We start from the raw sequence: 23,581 nt of genomic DNA on the forward strand, positions 1-23,581 counted from the left end.
CGACGCTGGAGGTCCCATGTCCGAGCCCGCTGACCGCCGCTATGGTCCGGCGGCCCTGCCGCAGTCACGCGGCCCGGTCTCCGCCGCGGTGCTCGACGCACTCCGACGCCCGCCGCACGACCTGCCGGCGGGGCTCGGCGCCGACCTCGACCCCACCGACCCGATCACGGACGAGGACCTTCAGCTCACCCTGTTCCTCTGCTACGAGCTGCACTACCGCGGTTGGTGCGGGGTGGACGAGGCCTGGGAGTGGCAGCCGACGCTGCTCGCGCTGCGCGCCGAAGCCGAACGGCCCTTCGGGGCGGCCCTGCGCCGGCTGGTCGGCGCACCGTCGGTGCCGGCCGCCGGCGTGGCGGCCGGCCTGGGCGAACTGGTCGGGGCCGACAACGGCCCGCCGCTGGCCGCGACGCTGCAACGCCGTGCCGATCTCACCCAGTTCCGCGAGTTCGTCACCCACCGCTCCGTCTACCACCTGCGCGAGGCCGACCCGCACAGCTGGGCGCTGCCCCGCCTCGGCGGGCCGGCCAAGGCCGCCCTCGTGGAGATCCAGACCGACGAGTACGGCAACGGACGGCTGGACCGGATGCACGCCGAGCTGTTCCGGCGCACCCTCGAACGGCTGGGGTTGGACACCGCGTACGGCGCGCACCTGGACGCCGCACCCGCGGTGACCCTGGCGACCAACAACCTGATGTCGCTGTTCGGGCTGCACCGGCGCTGGCGCGGCGCGCTGCTCGGGCACCTGGCCGCGTTCGAGATGACCTCCTCGCTGCCGAACCGCCGCTACGGCAACGGGCTGCGCCGGCTCGGCCTCGACGAGGTGGCCACCCGCTTCTACGACGAGCACGTCGAGGCCGACGCGGTGCACGAGCAGATCGCCGCCCACGACATGTGCGGTGGCCTGGTCCGGGTCGAACCGGCTCTCGCCCCCGACGTGCTGTTCGGCGCGGCGGCCGGGCTGGCGGTGGACCGGCTGTTCGCCGGGCACCTGCTGGACAACTGGGCCGCCGGCCGCAGCTCTCTGCGGTCGCCGGCGTCGTCCACCGTGCCGCCGACCGTCTCGCTCACCGCGACGGCGTCGGCCGCGGTGACCCCGCCGGCCCGGCCCGTCGTCGTCTGAACGGCCGCGCCACGGTCGACGCGGCCCTCCGCCGACCCCTGCGCGCCACCTTTGCTCTGCATCAACCCGCGCAACGGTACGGCCGGGAAGTGTGGCGTCCGTTGAAGCAGAGCAAAGGACGCGGCCCGGGGGGCAGCCGCGGCCTCGTCGCTCCCTCGTTACGACGAGGCGCGGTGCGCGCGTCAGGACTGCCGGTCGGTGCCGGCGCGGAAGTTGATCGCCTTGTGGGTGCCGTCGCAGAAGGGCTTGAGCGCCGACTTGCCGCACCGGCACAACGCCACCGTGCCCCGGCGCGCGTCGATGTGCTCGCCGTCGGGCGTGACAAGTGCGAAGTCGCCGCGGACCAGTAGCGGTCCGTCCTCGTACGGGGTGATGGTGGCGGTGGCTGGCTCGCCGGTGTCGTCGGTGCGCATGGCCCCGGAAGTGCCCGCCCTGGCTCGGGCGAAACCCGTGCCGACTGCCGTCGAAGAGGCGACTCCGGCGGATCGTCGCCGAACGGCGGTGATGACCGGCGCACCCCGGTGACCAGCGGAATGTGCTGCCGGGTGGGTGATGCCCCGTTTGAACCCCATCGGTACGGGAAGCCGGGCCGCGTGGTGAGCGAACGAGGCAAGGTGGGGCCGGTGCACAAGGTGCACAAGGGGCTCACGGCCGATGGCGCCGGTCTCGCCGGCGACCGGGTCGTGGCCGCGGGCAGCGCCGCCCGGGTGTTGGTCGCCGCCACCGCCCGGGCGCTGCGCGGGGAGGACTGCGCCGATCTCGGGCACACCGGGCCGACGTCGCGCTTCCCGGGTGCCCCGGAGCCGGTACGTCGCGCCGCGGTCACCCGCGCCGCCGGTCGGGTCGCGCTCACCGTGGCCCAGGTCGACGAGGTGGACGCCGCCCGGGTGGCGCGCTGGTTCGTCGACCAGTATCCCCGTCGGCGCTATCCCGGGGTGCTGATCGGCTCGCCGCACGGCGCGGCGGCACACCTCGCGGTGGCCCTCGGCGTGCCGTGGCTGCCGGCCGGTTTCGAGATGACCGTGCACTGGTCCGACGGCGCGGTGGACCGTCCCGGGGACGCGCTGGAGCACGGCGCGGCACTCGCCGCCCGGTTGCTCGCCGGCAACGCCGACCTGCACCTGCGCCAGGTGCACTGCCCGGCCAGTCGAGGTCCGCTGACCGGGGCGACGGTGTCGCTGACCGCCGCGTGGCGGGCACTGCCGGCCGCGTACGCGCAGTTTCTGACCGACCGGCTGCCCCCGGGCGCCCCGGTGCTGCTGGTCCGTGACGCGCGCACCTGGCCGGTGCTGGAGCGCGGTCCCGGCCACAGCTTCCAGGTCGGCTGCCCGGCCAGCGGGCTGGACCCGGTCGACTTCCACCCGGACAGCCACGCGCTGCGGCAGGTGCTGCGCTCCGTTGGCGGCGACGCGACCCGCTGGGACCCACCGGAGGTCTCCGTCCCGTCCGGTTACGCCGAGCAGGACGTCGACCCGGGCTTCGAACCGGCCGTGCGGGACTGGTCCGCCTCGCATCGGCACCCGCTGCACCGGATGCTGGTGCCCCGCCCGGCGGCGCTGAGCGCGGGCGTGGCCGACCTGTACCGGCGGTGGTTGCGCGGCGCCGGCAAGACCGGCGACCGGTTGGTGGTGGAGTGTGGCCGGCTGCTCGACCCGTGGCAGGTGGTGCGGGCGGGGCTGGTGCCGTACTGGTGTGAGAACGCCACCCGGCGCAGCGTCGACGAGGCCGAGTGGTGGCTGGCCGGCAGCGAGGCCTTCAGCTCGGTGGACGTGCTGCCCGAGCCGCCCGGGATGCGCTCACCGGCGCTGGCCGGGCTGCCCCAGTGGCTGGCGGTGGCCGGTTTCGGACGTCGCCGTCGCGCCTTGGACCGGACCACCGCGCGGGGCTACCCGGTCACCTCGGTGCCGACCCGTCGGGCCACCGAGGTGCTTCGGGCCCAGCCGTACGACCTGCCCCTGCCGCCCCCGCTGGGGGTCGCAGAGGCGCTGGCCGTGCTCCGCGACAGTGGCGGCCACCAGGGGTTACTCGTCTCCTGAGGCGGACACGCCGAAACTTCCTCGCGAACCCGGGGTCCCGTGATTGAGTACCTACGGAGCGGGAACATCGCTGGCTGCGACGGCCTGATTGCGCTGCGCAGAGGCGGTGTCGCCCGCTGGCATCCCAGTCACTGACCCACTTTTCCGGCCCGGTGCGTGGCTCGGCCACGCGCACGACCGGTTTCCCGATCCGGGCGGGGGACCTTCCTGAGGGAGGCGCGGATGTTCGGACAGACGAGCACGACCACGACCACACCACCACCACCACCACCACCCACCGAGCGGGGTCTGGAGGATCTCGACGCGGCGGCAATGGCGTACGCGGCCCGGATCGCCGGGCTTCCGCCGGAGCGGCGGGGGGAGGCCCGCGACGACCTGGTGCGCTTCGCGCTGCCGTTCGCCGGGCGGCTGGCCCGCCGGTACCGGGGGCGTGGGGAGCCACTGGAGGACCTGGAGCAGGTCGCCCGGCTGGGGCTGGTCAACGCCGTCGACCGGTATGACCCGGAACGGGGCTCGTTCACGGCCTACGCCGCGATCACCATCGTGGGCGAGATCAAACGGCATTTCCGGGACCGCACCTGGGGCGTCCACGTGCCCCGCCGACTGCGTGACCTGATCCTCGAGGTCGGACAGGCCACCGCCGCACTGACCAGCGAACTGTCCCGGGCGCCGTCGGTGGCCGAACTGTCGGCCCGACTGGAGACCCCGCAGGAGGAGATCCTCGCCGCGTTGGAGTCGGCGGCCGGCTACAGTCCGGCCTCGCTCAACGCCCCGGTCGGTGGTGAGAGCTCCGCGGAGTTCGGCGACCTGGTCGGCGAGTCGGACAACGCCCTGGAGTCCGTCGACGACCGGGTCACGGTGAGCGGACTGCTGCACCGACTGCCCTGGCGCGAGCGGCGCATCCTGGCGATGCGCTTCTACGGCAACCAGACCCAGGCCGAGATCGCCGCCCGGTTCGGCATCTCGCAGATGCACGTGTCCCGGCTGCTGTCGCGGGCGCTGACCTGGCTGCGTCAGGCGATGCTCGCCGACGCGCCGCCGCCGTGGCAGAACGGTGCCGCCGAACCCGACCCGGGCAAGACCCGGATCTCGGTGAAACAGAACGGCGACCGCGTGGTGGTCGAGGTCGGCGGCGAGATCGACCGCGACGGCGCGGACCAGTTGCGCCGGGCCATGTTGGAGGCGGTCACCGGCCAGCCCAGCGAGGTGGTCGTCGACCTGGTCGGCGCGGGTGGGTTCGACGCCGGGGGGATCGCCGCGCTGCTGGCCGGACACGAGGCGGCGGAGCGAACCGGCGTACCGCTGCGGCTGACCCGGGTCCAACCCGCGGTACGCCGCTCGCTCACCGCCGCCGGCCTGGCACCCGTGCGGGACTGAGCCACCGCGCTGGCTCCCTCCCGACGGGAGGGAGCCACGCCGCTGGTCCGAGATCCGGCAGGCACGCACGCCCGCACCGACCGACGCGACGAGGGCCGACACCACCAGGTGCCGGCCCTGCGCGTACGTCGGTCAGCCCTGCTCGGGGTTGCCGTCGCTGTGCGGATGCCGCCAGCGTTCGTGCGGCTTCGGCGCGTCGTCGGCGTCCTTCGGCGCGTCGCTGTCCTCGAAGCTCGGCCGACGGACGCCCTCGGGATCCGGCACGTCCACCGGTCTCGCACCGGATCGCGGCGCCGGCTGGAAGTCGGTCGCCTCCCGGGCGCCGTGCGCGCCCTCGGCGGCCGGCGACTCCGGCGTGTGGTGCTCCATCCGCAGCTCCTCGGCGAAGTGCTGCGGCGGCTTCGTGGTGCGCTGCGGCAGGTCCCGGCCCAGATCGGCGACGAGCGGGCCGTACTTCAGGTCGAACGCGGGGCGCTCGGAGCGGATCCGCGGCATCCGGTCGAAGTTGCGCAGCGGCGGCGGGCAGCTGGTGGCCCACTCGAGGGAGTTGCCGAAGCCCCACGGGTCGTCGACAGTCACCACCGCCCCGTACCGCCAGGACTTCCACGCGTTGTAGATGAAGAACAACGTGGACAGACCCAGGATGAACGCGAAGACGCTGGAGATCGTGTTCAGCGTGGTGAAGCCGTCGCTGGGCAGGTAGTCGGCGTACCGGCGGGGCATGCCCTCACTGCCCAGCCAGTGGTGCACCAGGAAGGTGCCGTGGAAGCCGATGAACATGGTCCAGAAGTGCGCCTTGCCGAGCCGCTCGTCGAGCAGCCGCCCGGTCATCTTCGGCCACCAGAAGTAGTAGCCGCCGAAGAGGGCGAAGACCACGGTGCCGAAGACCACGTAGTGGAAGTGCGCCACCACGAAGTAGCTGTCGTGGGTGTGCCAGTCGACCGGCGGGCTGGCCAGCAGCACCCCGGTGAGGCCGCCGAGCAGGAAGGTGACCAGGAAGCCGATGGCGAACAGCATCGGCGTCTCGAAGGTGAGCTGCCCCTTCCACATGGTGCCGATCCAGTTGAAGAACTTCACACCGGTGGGTACGGCGATCAGGTAGCTCAGGATGCTGAAGAACGGCAGCAGCACCTGGCCGGTGGCGAACATGTGGTGCGCCCACACCGTCATGGACAGCACGGTGATCGCGATGGTGGCCAGCACGATCCCGGTGTAGCCGAAGAGCGGCTTACGGGAGAAGACTGGAATGATCTCGGTGATGATGCCGAAGAACGGCAGCGCGATGATGTACACCTCGGGGTGACCGAAGAACCAGAACAGGTGCTGCCAGAGCATCGGGCCGCCGGTGGCCGCGTCGTACACGTGCGCGTTGAGCAGCCGGTCGGCGGACAGCGCCAGCAGCGCGGCGGCCAACAGCGGGAAGACGAGGATCACCAGCACGCTGGTGAACAGCATGTTCCAGGTGAAGATCGGCATCCGGAACATGGTCATCCCGGGTGCGCGCAGGGTGAGGATCGTGGTGATCAGGTTGACCGCGCCGAGGATGGTGCCGAGCCCGGAGATGACCAGGCCGAGCACCCACATGTTCGCGCCCACCCCGGGGCTGTTCTCGACGCTGCTCAGGGGGTTGTACGCGGTCCACCCGAAGTCCGCCGAGCCGCCCGGAGCGAGGAACCCGCCGACCACCATCAGCCCACCGAACAGGTACAGCCAGTAGGCCAGTGCGTTGAGGCGGGGGAACGACACGTCCGGCGCGCCGATCTGGATCGGCACGATGAAGTTGGCGAACCCGAACGCCGCGGGCGTGGCGAACAGCAGCAGCATCACCGCGCCGTGCGAGGTGAAGAGCTGGTTGTACTGCTCGGAGGAGAGGAACTGCATCCCCGGGCGGGCCAGCTCGGCGCGCATCAGCATCGCCTGGAGCCCGGCCAGCAGGAAGAACCCGAAGGACGTCAGCAGGTACAGCAGGCCGATCTGTTTGTGGTCGGTGGTCGCGAGAAACTTGATCAACGAGCCGCCGGGAACCGGTGCCCGTACCGCTCCGGGGAACCCCCCGAAGCGGGCCGGTGCCAGGATCGCCGGGCCCCGATCGCGACCGGGTTCCGTGGTTACCCGCTTGGGCATGGCTGCTCACCCCGTCGTGACGGCAGAAAGGACGGGCGTGCCTACCCGACCCTTGCACCATGTAACCAGCCCGAAGCGGTAATTTCGGTCAGATCGCCAGTACCGGCGCGAGCACCTCGAACGCTCAGGTCGCCGGCAGCATCGCCCAGACGGCCTTGCCCTGCCCGGCCGGCACGCTGCCCCAGCGCTGGGTCAACTCCCGCACCAGCAGCAGGCCCCGCCCACCCTCGGCGTGCAGATCCGCCCCGCCCTCCCGAGCCTGGGCACTGCTGCCGTCCACCACGGCAAGGTGCAGATACGGTCGGCGCAGGGTCACCGTCACCTGCATCGGCGTGCCGGCGTGCCGGACCACGTTGCCGACCAGTTCACTGAGCACCAGCGAGGCCGGACCGGCCGCGTCGGGCAGGTTCCACCTCGTGCAGGCGTCGGTGACCAGGTCCCGAGCGCGCCGGCAGGCCCCGGCCACCGGCTCCAGCCGCGCCCGCATCCGCAACGGGGACGTCGCGCCGGCCACCCGGGTCGCCTCGGCGCAGTCCGGCGATGTCGGGACCACCCGGCAGGTGCTCGACTCGGCCAGCCACCGCGCGGCCACCGGCGACGGGCAACAGAGCACGACCGGCACGGATGGCCACTCCTCGGCCCGGCGGGCGGTCGCGGCGAAGACCGACAGCGCCAGCCGGTCGCGAACGTCGACCTCGGCCAGGTCGACCACCAGCGCCTCCGTCTCCTCGACGAGTGCGCCGCTGAGGGCCTGGTGCACCGACCGCATGGTGCCCAGGTCCAGTGCGCCGCTGAGCCGGACAACCGCCACCGGTGCCGTGGTGCGCACGTCGCAGGTGATCCGGCTGGACATCGGCGCCCTCCATTCGCTGCTGGGTCGGGATCTGCCAACTACCCGACGCCCGGCCGCGCCAAACGGGATCGGCAGCGAGGCGAGCCGGGTCACGTACCGAACCGGCAGGTCACGGCCGGTGCCGGCCGGTGCCGACACCCAGCGCGATCATGCCGGCGCCGAGTCCCAGGTGCAGCCAGCCGTCGGCGTTGTTGACCGGCAGGACGTTCGCCCCGGTGTCGTGGTCCACCGCCAGCCCGTACAGCCACAACACCAGGTAGACGGCACCGCCCCCGATCAGGAACGCCCGGGCGCCGGTGACCGTCCGGGCCAGCACCAGACCCGCCACCCCGAACGCCAGGTGCACCAGGTTGTGCAGCACCGACACCTGGAAGACGCCGAACAGGTACGCGCCGGAGCCGTGGCCGGCGAAGCGCAGGGCGTCCATGCCGCTGGTGATCCCCGGGACGAAACCGAGCGCGCCGACCAGCAGGAACAGCACCCCCACCGATGCCGCCGCGCGACGTACCGGCGGCTTGCCGTCAGCCGGGTTGGGGCGCGCCCGGGAGTGCGCCATCGGTCCGACCATCACCGGCTCCTCGCTGCGCCGCGGGCATGAGGCTGCCGGCCTACCCGCTGCCGCCACCGCCAAACCGCGCTCCCGGGTCCGGGCGTGTCGCCGATCCGGCCGGGTCGCCACCGTCAGGCGGGGAGCAGCCTCGGCGCGCTGGCCAGCTGGCGGACCCGCTCGTACAACTCGACGTAGCGCTGCGCCATGACCGCGGGGGTGAACCGCTGCGCGGCGACCCGCCGGCACTCGTCGGGGTCGAGCAGTTCGGCGGAGAGTACGAGGTCGTCCAGTTCCCCCTCGTCGGTGGTGAGCAGACCGGTGCGGCCGTGCTCGATCAGCTCCGGCAGGCAGCCCCGGGAGGTGGCCACCACCGGCGTGCCCAGGGCGAGGGACTCGACGACCGCCGTGCCGCCCGGCTCCTCCCAGCGCAGCGGGAACAGCGACGCACGGGCGCTGGCGAGCAGGTCGTCGCGCTCCTGACCGGCCACGGTGCCGACCCAGCGGACCAGGTCGCCGTCGACGTGGGGCGCCACCTCGTCGAGGAAGAACCGCACGTCCGGGTTCTGCCGGGCCTCGTCACCGGCCGCGGCCAGGTCGGCCGGCCGATGGTACGGGCCGACGGGACCGGCCAGCACCAGCGGAACGCCGATCCGGTGCGCGAGCCGGGCACCCACGTCCTGCCCCTTGCCCGGGTTGATCCGGCCCAGGATGAGCAGGTGCTCGCCCTTCTCCGGTCGGGGCCGCCGATCGGCGTCGACGGCGAGCGGGGTGGACAGGTGCACGTGCCCCACCGAGTGTTCCCGCAACGCCAGCGGAGCGCGGGCCAACTGCGACGCGGAGACGCCGTTGACCCGGACCCGGTCGCCGCCGTCCAGGCCGCCGTAGAGCGCCGGATGCTTGGCCAGGTCCCAGTGCAGGGTGTGCAGGGTCGGCGGGCCGGCCGGTCCCATCGCGGCGAGAGTGGCCAGCCCGACCGCCTCGACGTGGTCGTGCACCAGGTCGATGTCGTCGCGGGAGTGCAGCTCCCGCACCACCCCGGCCAGGTGCGCCTGGGCGATCCCGCAGACCTGGTTGTACGGCCGCTGCAACGCGGCGAACTGCCCGTCGGCGAAGACCGACACCTGCTCGTCCACCGGCAGGGTGCTGCTGCCCACCGAGGCGAGCACCACCCGTACGCCGAGTCGCCGCAGCTCCGGCACCAGCGTGGCGATCACGTTCTCGATGCCGCCGTACCCGGGTGGGGGCACGGACAGCCACGGGCCGGCGTTCATCAACACGGTCAGGCTCATCGTGCCCGTCCCTTCCTGGCTCGCGAGATCGGCTCACTCCTCGCGCTCACGCGGCGGCCACCCGGCGGCGGGGCACCCGGTGGCGTAGCTCCGCCAGGGGCGGGCGCTCCTCGATGGACACGTCGCTGACCACGATCTCGCGGTCGAGGTTGGGCAGCGTGTCGGAGCCGCCGCGACGGAACTGGGTCAGCAACGACTCCGGCACCAGCCCGGGAGTCGCCCAGCCGCGCCGCTGCAACCGGGACCAGGCGGTCAACATGATCTGGGCGGACATCCGGCCGAGGGCCGCGGTGTCCTGGTGTCGGTGCTTACGCTCACCGAGGTCGACCTGCGCCATCGCGTCCAGGCCCACCAGGTCGAGTAGGTCGATCATCATGGCCGTCTCCACCCCGTACCCGGAGACGAACGGCACCTGGGACAGCACGTCCCGGCGTCCCGCGTACTCGCCGGCGAGCGGCTGCACGAAGCCGGCCAACTCGGGCCAGAACAGGTTGAGCAGCGGCCGGGCCATCAGCTCGGTCACGCGCCCGCCGCCGTCCTGTTCCACGTTCGCGGCGCCCACCAGTGGGCGGTGATAGAAGCCCTTCACGAAATCGACAGACGGGTCGGTCAGCAGCGGGCCGAGCAGCCCGCTGACGAAGTGCGGGCGAAACTCCCGCAGGTCGGCGTCGATGAATGCCACCACGTCACCCTCGGCGGCGGCCAACCCGGCCCAGAGCGCGTCGCCCTTGCCGGTGAGTCGGGGCAGCCCTCGGGTCATCGCGTCCTGGCTGACCACCTCGGCGCCGGCGGCGCGGGCGACCTGCGCGGTCCGGTCGGTGGACCGGGAATCCACCACGATCAGCTCGTCGACCAGGGCGACCCGATCCATCAGGTGCTCCCGGATGGTCGACACGATCGCGCCGACGGTGGCTTCCTCGTTACGGGCCGGCAGCACCACGCTGACCCGGGTCGTTCCCTTGGCACGCAGCAGCCGACGTGCCGGCCAGTCGGCCGCCGACGTCGTCCGGTACGTGGCCCACGCCTCCACCACCGGTGACACGCCTATTGTCGTATCCCGCACGGGCACCCCTCCGTTCGTGCGTGGAAAAACCAAATTTGGTTGTTCCCAATCGCCAGCGCGCTCTAACCGCTTTTCCGGCAACAGCTTGATCACAACGGTGACATGAACGCGTTCCCAGGGGATGAACGTTTGATTGCGCGCACCCCAGGGGACTGCTCCCACCGCACATGAAAAGGTCTTCGAAGGGGTGTCGAATGCGTGTATGCCGGGTGGGTCTGGTCGGAGCCGGTGGAGTGGCACAACGCCACGCGCGGGTGCTGACCGGATTCGACGACGTGGAGTTGGTGGCGGTCACCGACGTCACACCGGACGCGGCGTCCGCGCTGGTCGGGCAGTACGGGGGGCGGGCCTGTGCCGACATCGCCGAGCTGCTGGCCACCGGCCCGGACGCGGTCTACATCTGTGTGCCGCCGTTCGCGCACGGTCCGGCGGAGGAAGCCGTGATCGAGGCCGGCGTGCCGATGTTCGTGGAGAAACCCGTATCGGTCGACCTGGGTACCGCCGAGCGGATCGCCGACCTGGTTGCCCGCAGCGGGCTGCGCACCGCAGTCGGCCACCACTGGCGTTACCTGACGGTGCTCGACGAGGCCCGCGAGTTGCTCGCCGACCGTCCGGTGCGGATGGTCAGCGGCGCCTGGCTGGACAAGGTGCCCCCGGTGGCGTGGTGGTCGCGGCGGGACCGCTCCGGTGGCCCGGTGGTCGAGCAGGCCGCACACGTGCTCGACCTGATCCGCGTGCTGGCCGGCGAGGTGACCGAGGTCACCGCGTACGGCAACGGCACGCCGCCACCTGTCGACGGCGCCGACATCGACTCGGTGACCACCGCGGCCCTGCGCTTCACCGACGGCGCGGTCGGCACGCTCAGCGCCGCCTGTGTGCTGGGCTGGAAGCACCGCGCCGGGTTGGAGATCCTCGCCGACGGGCTGGCTCTCGCGCTGAGCGAGGACGGCCTGACGATCCGCGACGCCGACGGGGAACGACACGTCCCGGCCGACCCGGATGCCGCCCGGGTGGCGGTGGACCGCGCCTTCGTCGACGCCGTGCGAGGCGTCGGCGACGACGTGCGCGTCCCGTACGCCGAGGCCCTCGCGACCCAGCGGCTGGCCCTCGCGGTTGCCGACTCGGCCCGCACCGGCGCGACCGTGCGGCTCACCACCCCGGGCCTGCCGGCGGTCCTCGACACGGGGGTGACCGTCGATGCGTGACACGGTCGTGGTGGTCACCGGTCCGGGCCGCGTGGAGCTGGTGGAGCAGGACGCCGCCCCGCTGCGCCCCGGCACGTTCCGGGTCGAGACGCTGTTCAGCGGCGTTTCGGCCGGCACCGAGCTGAGCTACGTCAAGGGCACCAACCCCTACCTGAACGTCACCTGGAACGCCGACCTGGGGCTGTTCCAGCCGGGAGCGGCGAGCACGCTGTACCCGGTGACCCGGCTGGGTTACATGCAGGTCGGCCGGGTGGTGGAGAGCGAGACCCCCGCTGTCGCGGTGGGCATGGTCGGTGCGATGACCTACGGGCACCGCACCGGCTGGCTCGCCGACCCGGTCGCCGAGCGTTTCGTGGCGCTGCCCGACGACCTGGACCCGCTGCTCGGTGTCTACGTCGCGCACATGGGCCCGATCTGCGCCAACGGTCTGCTGCACGCCGCCGCCGACCTGCACGGCGCCGACGTCCGCTCGCTCGGCGACGGGGTACGCGGCCGACGGGTCGCCGTGGTCGGCGCGGGCGTGGTGGCGCTGCTGACGGCGCTGTTCGCCCGACGAAACGGCGCCGCCTCGGTGGTGGTGCTTGATCCCACCCCGCACCGCCGGCAGGTCGCCGAGGCGCTCGGTCTGGAAACCCTCGACCCGGACGCGGACGACCCGGCGGTCGTGCTCAAGACCCGGTGGGCGCACACCGCCGGTGACCGCGGCGCCGACGTGGTGTTCCAGTGCCGGGGGCAGGCGTGGGCATTGCAGCTCGCCCTGCGGCTGCTGCGGCCCCAGGGCACCGTCATCGACCTCGCCTTCTACCAGGGCGGGGCGGACGCGGTCCGGCTCGGCGAGGAGTTCCACCACAACGGCCTGTCGCTGCGCTGCGCGCAGATCGGCCGGGTGCCGCGCGGACTCGCCCCCAGCTGGGACCGGGAGCGGCTCTCCGCTGAGACCGTCGACCTGCTCCGGACCTATGCAGACGTGGTCCGCAAGCACCTCGTCTCCGCCGTGGTGCCGTTCGACCAGGCGCCGACCCTGCTCACCGACCTGGCCGACCGTCGCCGCCAGGAGCTACAGGTGGTGCTGTCCGCCTGAGGTGCCGGAGCGGACCCGCCGGGTGACCGGGCCGGCTACCGTTCGCGCAATGAGCACCTCGCGAGGCCGGCCGGACGCCGACACGGCGCACGGCCGGCCGGTCGGTCTGAGCGCACTGCTGCCCTATCTGCGAGAGCACCGCGGCACCCTGGTCGTGGTGGGCGTGTTGTCGCTCGTCGGCGCGGCGGCGTCGCTGGCCCAACCGCTGCTCACCCGGTCGGTGCTCGACCGGATCAGCGCCGATGAGCAGGTCTCGGACCTGGTGGCGGTGCTGGTGGCCCTCGTGGTGCTCGCCGCGGCGATCGGAGGGCTGCGCGACTATCTCCTGCAACGCACCGCCGAAGGGCTGGTGCTGGGCACCCGGCGGCGGCTGGCCGGGCACCTGCTGCGGTTGCCGATCGCCGAGTACGACCGGCGGCGCACCGGTGACCTGCTCTCCCGGGTCGGCTCGGACACCACCCTGTTGCGCGCGGTCGTCACCGCCGGGCTCTTCGAGACGGTCACCGGGACGGTGATGGTGGTCGGCGCCGGCACCGCCATGGTGCTGCTCGACCCGCTGCTGTTCGGCGTCACCCTGCTCGGGGTGGCGCTGGGGCTGGGATTCGCGGCCACCTTCGCCCGGCGGGTCCGGGCGTTGGCCCGCACCGCCCAGGAGCGGATCGGCGAGATGACCTCGGCGGTGGAGCGGGCCATCTCGGCGGCCCGGACCATCCGGGCCAGCCGGGCCGAGGCCCGGGAGACGCAGACCGTCACCGGCAGCGCCCGGGAGGCGTACGCGGCGGGGCTGCGGGTGGCCCGGGTGCAGGCGGTGGTCGGGCCGATCGGCTCGCTCACCGTGCAGGGCGCCTTCCTGCTGGTGCTCGCCATCGGCGGTGCCCGGGTGGCCGCCGGGGCGATCACCGTGGGAGACCTGGTCGCCTTCGTCATGTACCTGTTCTTCCTGGCCCTGCCGCTGGCCCAGGTGCTGCGGGCGTACACCCAGTTGCAGTCCGGCCTGGGCGCCCTGCAGCGGATCGAGGAGATCCTGGCCGTGCCGGCGGAGGGCGCGGCGGACCGGCCGGCGCCGGCCGGCGCGACGGCGACCCCGCGCGACCCCGCCCCCATGATCGAGTTCGACCGGGTGGGGTTCGGCTACCCGGGCGGCGAGCCGGTGCTGCGCGAGGTCAGCTTCGCGGTGGCCGCCGGCACCCGTACCGCGTTGGTCGGGCCCTCGGGCGCCGGGAAGTCGACGCTGCTCGCGCTGGTCGAGCGCTTCTACGAGGTGAGCGCCGGGGCGGTCCGGATCGACGGCAGCGACGTGCGGGACCTGCCCCGCGACGCGCTGCGCGCCCGGCTCGGCTACGTGGAACAGGAGGCCCCCGTGCTGGCCGGCACGCTGCGGGAGAACCTCCTGATCACCACCCCCGATGCCACCGACGACCGGTTGCGCGGCGTCCTCGACGAGGTCAACCTGAGCCACCTGGCCGAGCGCACCGCCCAGGGGCTGGACGTCCAGGTGGGCGAGGGTGGGGTGCTGCTCTCCGGGGGTGAGCGGCAGCGGCTGGCCATCGCCCGTGCGTTGCTCGCCAGCCCGCCGGTGCTGCTGCTCGACGAGCCGACGAGCAACCTCGACTCGCGCAACGAGGTCGCGCTGCGCCGTGCCATCGACGCGGTGGCCGTCCGCCGCACCCTGTTGATCGTGGCGCACCGGCTCGCCACCGTGGTCGACGCCGACCAGATCGTCGTCCTCGACGGCGGTCGGGTGGTGGCCGTCGGCACCCACGCCGAGCTGACCGCCACCGACCCGCTCTACCGGGAACTCGCCGCCCATCAGCTGCTGGTCGGCTGACACCGACGGATCCGGTTCAACTTGCCGGCGGCCGGGCCGCGCAAGCCGCTTCGAATCGCGTACCGTTGCCGCTCATGGGTGTGTCGCAACGGTTCAAGAGCAAGTTCCGGCGGTTCCTCCAGCGGCCCGGCTCGACCGTGGATCTCGCTCCGCTGGAGAAGCTGCTGCCGGCGATCGAGGCGCGTGCGGACGAGCTGGCCGCGCTCGACGACGCCGAGTTGACCGAGGCCGCAGGTGCCGCCGTCGGCTACGAGGAGATCTGCGCCGTCGGCCGCGAGGCCGCCCGCCGGGGCCTCGACCAGCGGCCGTACGACGTGCAGCTGCTCGGCGCGATGTCGCTGCTCTCCGGCAAGGTCGCCGAGATGGCCACCGGTGAGGGCAAGACGCTGACCGCCACGATCGCCGCGTACGGGCATGTCCGGCTCGGCAACGGGCCGGTGCACGTGCTCACCATCAACGACTACCTGGCCCGCCGCGACGCCCAGTGGATGGAGCCCGTCTACACCCTGCTCGGCCTCACCGTGGGCTGGGTCAACGAGGCATCCACCCCGCAGGAGCGGCGCGACGCCTACGCCTGCGACGTCACCTACGTCTCGGTCAGCGAGGCCGGCTTCGACTATCTGCGCGACCAGCTCGCTATCGACGTCGACGACCGGGTGCAGCCGCCGCTGAGCACCGCGATCGTCGACGAGGCCGACTCGATCATGATCGACGAGGCCCGGGTGCCGATGGTCCTCGCCGGGGCGGTGCCGGGCGAGCAGGACCCGGTGCACGCCGCCGCGGCGCTGGTCCGCGGGCTGCGCAAGGGCAAGCACTACACCGTCGCCGAGGACGGGCGCAGCGTGGCGTTCACCGCCGCCGGCCTGGCCGCCGTCGAGGCCAAGCTCGGCATCGACCTGTACGACTCCGAGCACGTCACCCAGCTCTCCGCGGTCCACGTGGCGCTGCACGCGCACGCCCTGCTCAACCGTGACGTGGATTACATCGTCCGGGACGGTTCGGTCGAGCTGGTCGACGAGATGCGCGGCCGGGTGGCCCAGCGCCGCCGCTGGCCGGATGGGCTCCAGGCGGCGGTCGAGGCCAAGGAGGGCCTGGACGCCACCGCCGAGGGCGAGGTGCTCGGCACCATCGCCATGCAGGCGTACATCGCGCTCTACCCGAAGGTCTGCGGGATGACCGCCACGGCGGTGCTGGTCGGCGACCAGTTGCGGGAGTTCTTCGACCTTGAGGTCGCGGTGATCCCGCCGAACACCCCGTGCATCCGCGAGGACGAGCCGGACCGCATCTACGCCACCCGGGCCGAGCGGGACGAGGCGCTGATCGACGAGATTCAGCGCTGGCACGCCAAGGGACGGCCGATGCTGGTCGGCACGCTCGACGTCAAGGAGTCCGAGAGCCTGGCCGCCGGGCTCAACGCGGCCGGGGTGCCCTGCGTGGTGCTGAACGCCAAGAACGACGACGAGGAAGCGGCGATCATCGCCGAGGCCGGCGCGTACGGCGCGGTGACCGTGTCCACCCAGATGGCCGGCCGGGGCGTCGACATCCGGCTCGGCGGCAGCGACCAGAGCGACCAGGAGCGGGTCACCGAGCTGGGCGGGCTCTACGTGATCGGCAGCGGCCGGCACGACAGCCGCCGGGTGGACGACCAGCTGCGCGGTCGGGCGGGCCGGCAGGGCGACCCGGGAGGTTCCGTCTTCCTGGTCAGTCTGGAGGACGACCTGGTCGTCCGGCACGCCGCCGACGCGGTGCCGCCGTCGCCCCGGATGAACGCCGACGGCCTGGTCACCGACGAGCAGGTGGACTACGCGGTGGAGCACGCCCAGCGGGTCGCCGAGGGCGTCAACCACGAGATCCACCGCAACACCTGGCGCTACAGCGTGGTGATCGAGCAGCAGCGCAAGGCCCTCGCCGCGCGCCGGGAGCGGCTGCTGACCAGCGACGTGGCCGCGGTGATGCTGCTGGAGAAGGCGCCGGAGAAGGCCACCGAGATGGACGAGGACCTGCTGGCCCGGGTGGCCCGGTCGGTCGCGCTCTTCCACCTGGACCGGCTCTGGGCCGAGCACCTGGCCGAGTTGTCGGAGGTCCGTGAGGGCGTGCACCTGCGCGCGCTGGGCCGGCTCGACCCGCTGGACGAGTTTCACCGGGCCGCCGTGCCGGCGTTCAACGACCTCGTCCCGGAGATCGAGGCCCGCACCATCGCCACCTTCAACGAGACCGAATTCGATGAGGACTGGCAGCCCGACGACGGCACCCTGGTCCGGCCCACCGCCACCTGGACGTACCTGGTGCACGACAACCCGTTCGGTTCGGAACTCGACCGGCTCATCGCCTCCATCGGTCGACGACTCAGCGGTGCCTCGCGCTGACACACGCAGTCGGGCCCCTGTCACCGCGCGTCCGGGTGGCAGGGGCTCCGATTTGCGCCGTTTCGACGCTGGTGCCGCGGGTAGTAGCACTGTTCGGTTGAGTCGGGAGAGAGCAGGCGGATGACACAGGTGACGATGCCCGCCGGGCAGGCGCGAGGGTGTACGGAGGCTGCGAACCGGTGAACCTCGACACGCGGGAACCGGTGGTGCAGAGTCTCGGCGTCCTGGAAACTGCCGCACTGTTGCGGGAACTGACCGCCGGCCTGATCGCGCTGACCGATTTCGATGAGGCGTTGCTGGCGCTGGTCCGGGTCACCCGTGACGCGGTGGCCGGGGTGCGCTGGTGCGGGTTCACCGCCCTGCGCGCCGGCGAACCGGCGGGCGTGGCCGCCTCTGACGAGCGGCTGGCCGGCCTGGACGACCTGCGGCACGGGCCGGACTCGCCGGCGATGAGCGCGATCCGCCGCCGGGAGATGGTCCTCGCCGCCGACCTGGCCGGTGAGCCGCGTTGGCCGGTCTGGACGGCGCGCGCCCGCGACCTCGGCGTAAACGGGGTGATCTCGGCCCCGGTCGACATCGACGACCAGGTGATCGGGGCGATCAACCTCTACGCCGGTTCGCCGGACGTACTCACTCCACCACACCAGTTGACCGCGATGCTGCTCGCCGAACATGCCGGCCTGCTGCTGGCCGCCGTCCGCGACCGGGGCCGACAAACCGCTCTCGCCGGGGAGCGGGACGCCGCGCTGCTGCAGGACGGGGTGGTGGGCCAGGCCATCGGCGTGATCATGACCCAGCGCGGGTGCCCACCTGTCGAGGCCCTGGAGGTGCTGCGTACCGCCGCGTCGTCGCTGGACATCCCGCTCCGCGAGGTGGCCGAGCGGCTGGTCCGGACGGTCTCCCGCCAGCGCGACGCCTGACCACGGGCCCGCTCGGGCCGCTGGGTCCGCTCGGCCGTCGGCCCGCTGGGCGCGCTCGGCCGTCGGGCCGCTGGGTCCGCTCGGCCGTCGGGCCGCTCGGGCGGCTCGGCCGTCGGCCCGCTGGGCGCGCTCGGCCGTCGGGCCGCTCGGGCGGCTGCTGATCGACTCTGGAGTCGGGGTGTCCCGGGCTTGTGGATGACGCGGTTTCCCGGAACCCGAGTCGATCACCCTTTGGGTGTCGCCGGGGCGGGGCCACGGGTGCCCGTTCTCCTCGCTGGTGGGGAGTCGGGCGGCATCGTTTCACGGTGAGTGGCCTCAGGTAGCACTCTGGGTCAGGTGCGGTGCGCCGACCCGGGGGAGGACCGATGCAGAGCCGGCTGCGGGTGCAGGGCCACCCCATCCAACCCATGCTCGTGACGTTCCCGCTCGGGCTGTTCGTGAGCGCGGCCGTCTTCGACCTCATCGACATCCTCGGCGGGCCGGTGTTCCTGGGTGAGGTCGGCTACTGGACGGCCGTCGCCGCCCTCGTGGCCGCCGCGCTGACCGCGGTGGCCGGCATGGTCGACCTGTGGGACGTGCCGGGTGACCGCACCCGCCGCACCGCGGTCGCCTTCAACCTGGTGAACACCGTGATGGCCGCCGTGTTCCTCCTCGCCTGCCTGGTTCGATCGCACTCCCCGCAGCGCGGCGCGTCCGCCGCGATCCTGGTCACCGAGCTGGTCGCGTTGGCTGTCGGTGGGGTCGGCGTGCACCTGGGCGCGCGGCTGATGCGCCAGTTCGACACCGGCCGGGCCGAGGCCGGTGGCCTGGAGACGCTCGCCGGCTCCCCGGTGGAGATATCCCGACCGCGCCCCTGATCGGGATCCAGGTCCGCCGCGCCGAACCGGCCGTGTCGGCGGGGATCACTATCATCCGCGCATGACCTCACCGCTGGACACACTTCCGAAGATCGGTGCGCCCGCGACGCGTGCCCTGCACGGCGCCGGCTACACCACCCTGCGTCAACTCGCCGGAGTCCCCCGCTCGGACCTGGCCAAGCTGCACGGCATGGGGCCGAAGGCGCTCGTCACCCTCCAGGCCGCCCTCGAGGAGCACAACCTGGGGCTCGGCTGAGGCCCGTCGCTGCGAGCAATTGAGTTGCCGGCCGCGTGGCCGGCCGGCGAGGCTGATCGTCGTGAACGCCGAGGATGATGCCGAGGAGTTGATCGCGCAGGGTGCGGCCGCGCCGGTCGACGGTTGGGGTTTCGGGTGGCTTGCCGGCCGGGCCACCGAGGAGCGTCCACCCTGGGGGTACGCGCGGCTGGTCGCTGACCGGATGGCGCGCGCCGACGCCGCACTGGACGTGGACACCGGCGGCGGGGAGGTGCTCGCCGAGGTACCGCGTCCACCGAGGCTGCTGGCGGCCACCGAGGGTTGGCCGCCGAACGTGGAGGTCGCCCGGCGGAACCTGCGCCGGGTGGGTGCCACGGTCGTCGCGGTCGCTCAGGAGGGGCCGTTGCCGTTCCGCGACGCCTCCTTCGACCTGGTCGTCAGCCGGCACCCGGTGCGTACCGACTGGGCGCAGACGGCACGGGTGCTGCGACCCGGCGGCACGTTCCTGTCGCAGCAGATCGGGGCGGGCACCATGCGGGAGCTGAGTGAGGCGATCCTCGGTCCGCTGCCGCCGCCGACCCATCGGCACCCCGAGCACGCGATTGCCGCTGCCGAGGCCGCCGGGCTGCGGGTGGTCGACCTGCGCCGGGCCACGCTGCGTGCGGTCTTCCACGACATCGGCGCGGTGGTCTGGTTCCTTCGTAAGGTGGTGTGGACGGTGCCCGACTTCACGGTCGACCGCTACCGCGAACAACTGCGCGTCCTGCACCACCGGATCGCCGGTGAGGGCACCTTCGTGACCCATGCCCAGCGTTTCCTCATCGAGGCCATTCGCCCCTGAGGCCGCCGACGCGACAAGCGCCCGCAAGCCGCGCACGGGGACGGCCCCAGCCCTGCCATGAGTCAGGACTGTGCGCCTCGCCGGACCGCCGCCTGGACTCCGCCTCGGCTCGACCGAGGACTTTGACACACGCACCACTAGTGGGCGTGGGACCCGTGGTGGGTGGCCAGGATGTCGGCGCCGAAGTCGCTGGCGGGGCGGCGGAGCACGGTGTGCGCGTGGTTGCCGTCGGCGCTGGTGTTGTCGTACTCGATCAGCAGATCGTCGCCCTGCACCCGGTAGTAGTGCCGCTGGCCGGGCCTCGTCGGGCCGGCCCAGGCGAAGTGCAGCTGACCGCGGTGTACGCGCGCCGCCTCCCGGACGGCCAGCTCGGGTGGCAGCCGATCCAGGTAGAGCGCGACGACCTGGTCGAGTAATGCGCGGCCGGTCGGCCCCAGCCGGTCCGCCGGCACGCCGAGCGGTTCGAGGGGTCCGTCGACCCGTCCGCGGGTGGCGCTGATGATGTCGGCCGGCGCCTCGTCGGCGATGATCGCGGCGCCCCGCTCGGCCGGCCCCAGGGCGTCGAGCAGGGCACGGGCCAGGTCCTCCTCGACGCCCAGCGGCCGGGAGACCGGGCGGCCGGCGTACCGGACCGTTGCCGGGTTGGCGCCGAAGAAGATCGGCGCGGGGGAGACCTGGTCGTCCACCACTGTCATGGTGACCGACAGGTGGTGTCCTTCCAGCCGCCACGCCCACCGGTCGTCGCGCGCCGGATCGCCGAAGACGGCCACCCAGTAGTCAGCGCTGTGCCGCCCGCGCCGCCAGTCCTCGGCCCGGTCCAGCACTTCCTCCAGCGAGAAGATCGCCATCGCCTGCGCGTACGCCGAGGGGCTGAGCGCGGTGGCCAGCAGCCGGTGCGCGGCCTTGCGGCCGGCGACGTCGAGCGCGGCGAGGCAGACGCCGGGTCGGGGTCGGGGCCGATATTCCAGCCACCGTCGGGCCGACTCGTCGTCGAACGGGTGCACGGCGCTGTCCTGGGCGGCGGGGTCGAGCGCGGCCAGCAGCGCGGTGCCGGCCGCGCGCATCTGCTCGGCTAGAGGATCTTCCACCGACCCTGTATACCGGCCGGTCGGCGTCGCTGTCAGCCGGCGCGCAGCAGCTGCGTCATCTCCGGCAGGTCGAAGAACGCCGCGGTGTCCAGGGCCGACGGGTTACCGTGGGCCGGATCGGCGCCGGCGGCGAGGAGCGCGCGGACCGCCTCAATGCTGCTGCGGAAGACCGCGGCGGCCAGCGCGGTCTGACCACGGTCGTTGGCCCGGGAGTGGTCGGCGCCGCGATCGAGCAGGGCGGCCACCGTGTCCGGGTGGGCGTGGTACGCGGCCAGGATCAGCAGCGTGTCGCCCTTGTCGTTGGTGAGGTTGACGGGCAGGCCGGCGTCGAGTTGCGCGGCCAGTTCCTCGGTGCAGCCGGCCCGGGCCAGGTCGAACATCCGGTGCGCGAACGCCAGCGTCTCGGCGTCGAGGTGGTCGGTCACCGGTCCAGGTTAGTTGCCCCGGTCCTGATAGGTTGCTCGGCCGGCACGCTGGGGGAGGGGCCGATGGCGGAGACGGTGTACGTGGGTAACGCGGGTGTCGACGGTGCCGCCGACGCCGGTTGGCTGCTGGGGCATTTCGTGCCGCCGGGAGAGGTTCGGCACAGCACCGAGGTCGAGGTGAAGTGGGGCGTGCATCCGCCCGGGCATGCCCGGTCGCGGTGGGCGACCGGAGAGCGGCGTACCACCCTGCTCGTCCTCGTCGAGGGGTGTTTCCGGGTGGAGTTGCCGGACCGGACGGTACGGCTGGCCGCGCCGGGCGACTACGTGGTGTGGGGCCGGGGGGTGGATCACTCCTGGTTCGCCGAGCGCGCGTCGGTGGTGCTGACCGTGCGGTGGCCCTCCCTGCCCGGCTACCGGGTGGATCCTCCGGTCCTGCGCTGATCGGCTCCACGACAGCCCCGCTGCGGCCACGTCGCCCAGCCGCGCCCCACGGTGCCACCGGGTGGGTCGAACAGCTAGGAGCCGAGGTACTGCAGGATCGCGAGGATGCGGCGGCTGTATCCGGTGGCGTGGGTGAGGTCGAGTTTGTCGAAGATGGTGTTGACGTGTTTCTCGACAGCGCTCTGTGAGACGTGCAGGCGCGCGGCGACGGCGGCGTTGGTGTGCCCCTGAGCCATGTGGTGCAGCACGTCGCGCTCCCGTGGGGTGAGTCGGTTGAGTGGGTCGGTGTGTCGGGTCGCGGAGATGAGCTGCCGGACGACCTCGGGGTCGAGGGCGGTGGAGCCGGCGGCGACACGGTCGAGCGCGTCGAGGAAGTCCTCGACCTGGGCGACGCGGTCCTTCAGGACGTAGCCGACGCCTTCGGACCGGTCGGCGAGGAGCTTCGCGGCGTAGCGCTTCTCGACGTATTGGGAGAGGACGAGTACGCCGATGTCGGGCCATCGGCGGCGGATCTCCAGCGCGGCCCGTAGCCCGTCGTCGGTGTTGGTGGGTGGCATGCGGACGTCGGTGACGACGACGTCGGGGCGGTGCTGCTCGACGGCGGTGACGAGCTGATCGGCGTCCGCGATGGCGGCCACCACCTGGTGTTCCTCGTCGGCGAGGAGGCGGGCCAGCCCTTCGCGGAGCAGGGTGGAATCTTCGGCGAGAACTATGCGCACGGCAGCACCGCCCGGATCGTCGTCGGGCCGCCGGGTGGGCTGTGCAGGTCGAACTGCCCGTCCAGAGCGGTGACCCGGCGGGCGAGCCCCTGTAGGCCGTTGCCGTGTGGGTCGGCACCGCCGGCGCCGTCGTCGCATACGCGCATCTCGATTCTCGCGTTCCGTTTCTCGATTTCGATGGTGATCAGGGTGGCTCGGGCGTGTTTGGTGGTGTTGGTGATCGCTTCGCAGGCGACGAAGTAGAGCACGGTCTCGATCGGTCGGGTGGGCCGGACGGGCACGTCATAGCTGATCTTGACAGGGGTGGCGGATCGTTGCGCCACCATGGTCAGCACCTCGTCCAGGGTGCTGTGGTCGAGTGCGGAGGGGTAGACCCGCCAGGCCACGTCCCGCAGCTCGTCGATGGCGCGTTGCACGTCCTCGTGCGCCTGTCCGAGAAGTGCGCTCGCCCTGTCCGGGTCGCGGCTGCGTCGCGCCCGCCCCAGCAGCACGCCGAGCGCGACGAGGTGTTGCTGCAACCCGTCGTGGAGATCGCGCTCGATGCGCTGGCGTTCCGCGTCGACCGCGCTGAGGACGCCGGCTCGGCTGACGGTCAGGTCGCTGATCCGCTGGTGCAACGCCGCCCGGGTGTGAGATTCGAGCAGGCTGTGGGCCAGCCACCGGTCAAGCCTGGCGACGCTGGCGATCGCCTGCAGGTTCACCAACAGCAGGGCCGCCCCGACGAGCCCCTGCAGCAGGAGGGTGCCCACGGTCATGCTGCCCCCGACGAAGGAGCGCACCACGATGGCGGCGAGTGCGGCGCCGACCACGAGCAGGCCGGCGGTGAGCAGGCCGAGCGCCGCCGGCAGGAGGCGGGCGGCGAGGTAGCCGAGCACGCGCGGTCCGCTCGCCTGGATCGGTGGCGAGGGTGGCTGCGAGGCGCTGACGGCCAACCGGTGCTGCTCCCACTCGGCGATACGTCTGGCGTACCGGACGGTGCTGGTGCCCGTGCGGCGGCGGACCGCCGGCGCCGGCGAGAGCGCGACCATGGCCAGCCCGGCGAGGAGCAGGAACAGGACTTCGGCCGCCGCGGTGAGGACGCCGAGCACCACGCCCGTGGTCGGGCGGGCCACGGCGGCGATCCACGATCGCCGACCGTGCGCGGCTCGCTCTGCCATCTGGCG

At 72.7% G+C, this 23,581-nt stretch carries 22 protein-coding genes; 12 read left to right on the plus strand and 10 right to left on the minus strand.

The annotated features are described in order from the left end of the window. The first annotated feature begins 16 nt into the window (after positions 1-16). Positions 17-1,120 (plus strand): iron-containing redox enzyme family protein, encoded by a 1,104-nt coding sequence (locus ACFYPM_RS19580; protein WP_387198596.1) that lies wholly within the window; start codon positions 17-19, stop codon positions 1,118-1,120. A 182-nt stretch (positions 1,121-1,302) separates the two neighbouring features. Here ACFYPM_RS19580 and ACFYPM_RS19585 read toward each other — a convergent pair whose 3' ends face one another. Next, positions 1,303-1,533 (minus strand): CDGSH iron-sulfur domain-containing protein, encoded by a 231-nt coding sequence (locus tag ACFYPM_RS19585; RefSeq protein WP_387198599.1) that lies wholly within the window; start codon positions 1,531-1,533, stop codon positions 1,303-1,305. A gap of 180 nt (positions 1,534-1,713) precedes the next feature. On the opposite strand from ACFYPM_RS19585, the gene ACFYPM_RS19590 reads away from it, so the two are divergent. Further along, positions 1,714-3,156, plus strand: coding sequence for a hypothetical protein (locus tag ACFYPM_RS19590; protein WP_387198602.1), 1,443 nt, complete (start codon positions 1,714-1,716; stop codon positions 3,154-3,156). 222 nt (positions 3,157-3,378) lie between these two features. Further along, a complete protein-coding gene (locus ACFYPM_RS19595; RefSeq protein WP_387198605.1) occupies positions 3,379-4,533 on the plus strand; it encodes a SigB/SigF/SigG family RNA polymerase sigma factor in 1,155 nt (384 codons plus the stop codon). A gap of 132 nt (positions 4,534-4,665) precedes the next feature. On the opposite strand, the gene ctaD is transcribed toward ACFYPM_RS19595, so the two are convergent. The 5 genes from ctaD to ACFYPM_RS19620 all read right to left on the minus strand — a co-directional run bounded on the left by ctaD (position 4,666) and on the right by ACFYPM_RS19620 (position 10,379). Beyond that, complete coding sequence (ctaD, locus tag ACFYPM_RS19600) at positions 4,666-6,657, minus strand: cytochrome c oxidase subunit I (protein ID WP_387198608.1); 1,992 nt, start codon at positions 6,655-6,657, stop codon at positions 4,666-4,668. A 124-nt stretch (positions 6,658-6,781) separates the two neighbouring features. Beyond that, on the minus strand, positions 6,782-7,510 hold the full coding sequence (locus tag ACFYPM_RS19605) for an STAS domain-containing protein (protein ID WP_387198612.1): 729 nt from the start codon (positions 7,508-7,510) through the stop codon (positions 6,782-6,784). Between the two features lie 109 nt (positions 7,511-7,619). Next, a complete protein-coding gene (locus ACFYPM_RS19610; RefSeq protein WP_387198615.1) occupies positions 7,620-8,078 on the minus strand; it encodes a DUF4383 domain-containing protein in 459 nt (152 codons plus the stop codon). A 113-nt stretch (positions 8,079-8,191) separates the two neighbouring features. Then, positions 8,192-9,349 carry a glycosyltransferase gene (locus ACFYPM_RS19615; RefSeq protein ID WP_387198618.1) on the minus strand — a complete coding sequence of 386 codons (1,158 nt, stop codon included), beginning with the start codon at positions 9,347-9,349 and terminating at the stop codon, positions 8,192-8,194. A 46-nt stretch (positions 9,350-9,395) separates the two neighbouring features. Then, positions 9,396-10,379 carry a glucosyl-3-phosphoglycerate synthase gene (locus ACFYPM_RS19620; RefSeq protein WP_357254272.1) on the minus strand — a complete coding sequence of 328 codons (984 nt, stop codon included), beginning with the start codon at positions 10,377-10,379 and terminating at the stop codon, positions 9,396-9,398. A gap of 227 nt (positions 10,380-10,606) precedes the next feature. Between ACFYPM_RS19620 and ACFYPM_RS19625 the strand changes: the two genes are divergently transcribed. The 8 genes from ACFYPM_RS19625 to ACFYPM_RS19660 all read left to right on the plus strand — a co-directional run bounded on the left by ACFYPM_RS19625 (position 10,607) and on the right by ACFYPM_RS19660 (position 19,745). Then, entirely contained in the window at positions 10,607-11,617 is a 1,011-nt protein-coding gene (locus ACFYPM_RS19625) for a Gfo/Idh/MocA family protein (RefSeq protein WP_387198621.1), read from the plus strand. Beyond that, positions 11,610-12,698 carry a zinc-binding alcohol dehydrogenase gene (locus tag ACFYPM_RS19630; RefSeq protein WP_387198624.1) on the plus strand — a complete coding sequence of 363 codons (1,089 nt, stop codon included), beginning with the start codon at positions 11,610-11,612 and terminating at the stop codon, positions 12,696-12,698. Before ACFYPM_RS19625 ends, ACFYPM_RS19630 begins: the two co-directional genes overlap by 8 nt. Before the next feature lie 49 nt (positions 12,699-12,747). Beyond that, entirely contained in the window at positions 12,748-14,526 is a 1,779-nt protein-coding gene (locus tag ACFYPM_RS19635; RefSeq protein ID WP_387198626.1) for an ABC transporter ATP-binding protein, read from the plus strand. Positions 14,527-14,600: 74 nt separating this feature from the next. Beyond that, positions 14,601-16,892, plus strand: coding sequence for an accessory Sec system translocase SecA2 (gene secA2, locus ACFYPM_RS19640; RefSeq protein ID WP_387198629.1), 2,292 nt, complete (start codon positions 14,601-14,603; stop codon positions 16,890-16,892). 179 nt (positions 16,893-17,071) lie between these two features. Further along, positions 17,072-17,812, plus strand: a complete 741-nt coding sequence (locus ACFYPM_RS19645) for a GAF and ANTAR domain-containing protein (protein WP_387198632.1) — start codon at positions 17,072-17,074, stop codon at positions 17,810-17,812. A 365-nt stretch (positions 17,813-18,177) separates the two neighbouring features. Further along, positions 18,178-18,669 carry a DUF2231 domain-containing protein gene (locus tag ACFYPM_RS19650; protein ID WP_387198635.1) on the plus strand — a complete coding sequence of 164 codons (492 nt, stop codon included), beginning with the start codon at positions 18,178-18,180 and terminating at the stop codon, positions 18,667-18,669. Between the two features lie 61 nt (positions 18,670-18,730). Further along, the gene (locus ACFYPM_RS19655; protein ID WP_387198638.1) at positions 18,731-18,925 is read left to right on the plus strand and encodes a helix-hairpin-helix domain-containing protein; all 195 of its coding nucleotides are present in this window, start codon (positions 18,731-18,733) and stop codon (positions 18,923-18,925) included. Positions 18,926-18,986: 61 nt separating this feature from the next. Further along, positions 18,987-19,745, plus strand: coding sequence for a class I SAM-dependent methyltransferase (locus ACFYPM_RS19660; RefSeq protein WP_387198641.1), 759 nt, complete (start codon positions 18,987-18,989; stop codon positions 19,743-19,745). 137 nt (positions 19,746-19,882) lie between these two features. Here ACFYPM_RS19660 and ACFYPM_RS19665 read toward each other — a convergent pair whose 3' ends face one another. Next, positions 19,883-20,833, minus strand: coding sequence for a DUF3500 domain-containing protein (locus ACFYPM_RS19665; RefSeq protein ID WP_387198644.1), 951 nt, complete (start codon positions 20,831-20,833; stop codon positions 19,883-19,885). 32 nt (positions 20,834-20,865) lie between these two features. Beyond that, positions 20,866-21,258: an ankyrin repeat domain-containing protein gene (locus ACFYPM_RS19670; RefSeq protein WP_387198647.1), complete on the minus strand. Its 393-nt coding sequence runs from the start codon at positions 21,256-21,258 to the stop codon at positions 20,866-20,868. 63 nt (positions 21,259-21,321) lie between these two features. Between ACFYPM_RS19670 and ACFYPM_RS19675 the strand changes: the two genes are divergently transcribed. Continuing rightward, positions 21,322-21,699 carry a signal peptidase I gene (locus ACFYPM_RS19675; protein WP_387198649.1) on the plus strand — a complete coding sequence of 126 codons (378 nt, stop codon included), beginning with the start codon at positions 21,322-21,324 and terminating at the stop codon, positions 21,697-21,699. 74 nt (positions 21,700-21,773) lie between these two features. Here the strand turns inward: ACFYPM_RS19675 and ACFYPM_RS19680 are convergent, their stop codons facing one another. Both ACFYPM_RS19680 and ACFYPM_RS19685 read right to left on the minus strand, forming a co-directional pair. Next, a complete protein-coding gene (locus tag ACFYPM_RS19680; RefSeq protein WP_387198652.1) occupies positions 21,774-22,418 on the minus strand; it encodes a response regulator in 645 nt (214 codons plus the stop codon). Further along, positions 22,409-23,575, minus strand: a complete 1,167-nt coding sequence (locus ACFYPM_RS19685; RefSeq protein ID WP_387198655.1) for a sensor histidine kinase — start codon at positions 23,573-23,575, stop codon at positions 22,409-22,411. The genes ACFYPM_RS19680 and ACFYPM_RS19685 overlap by 10 nt, the downstream gene beginning before the upstream one ends. Positions 23,576-23,581: the final 6 nt, after the last annotated feature.

This window comes from Micromonospora sp. NPDC005203 (assembly GCF_042872705.1).
Lineage (GTDB): Bacteria > Actinomycetota > Actinomycetes > Mycobacteriales > Micromonosporaceae > Micromonospora.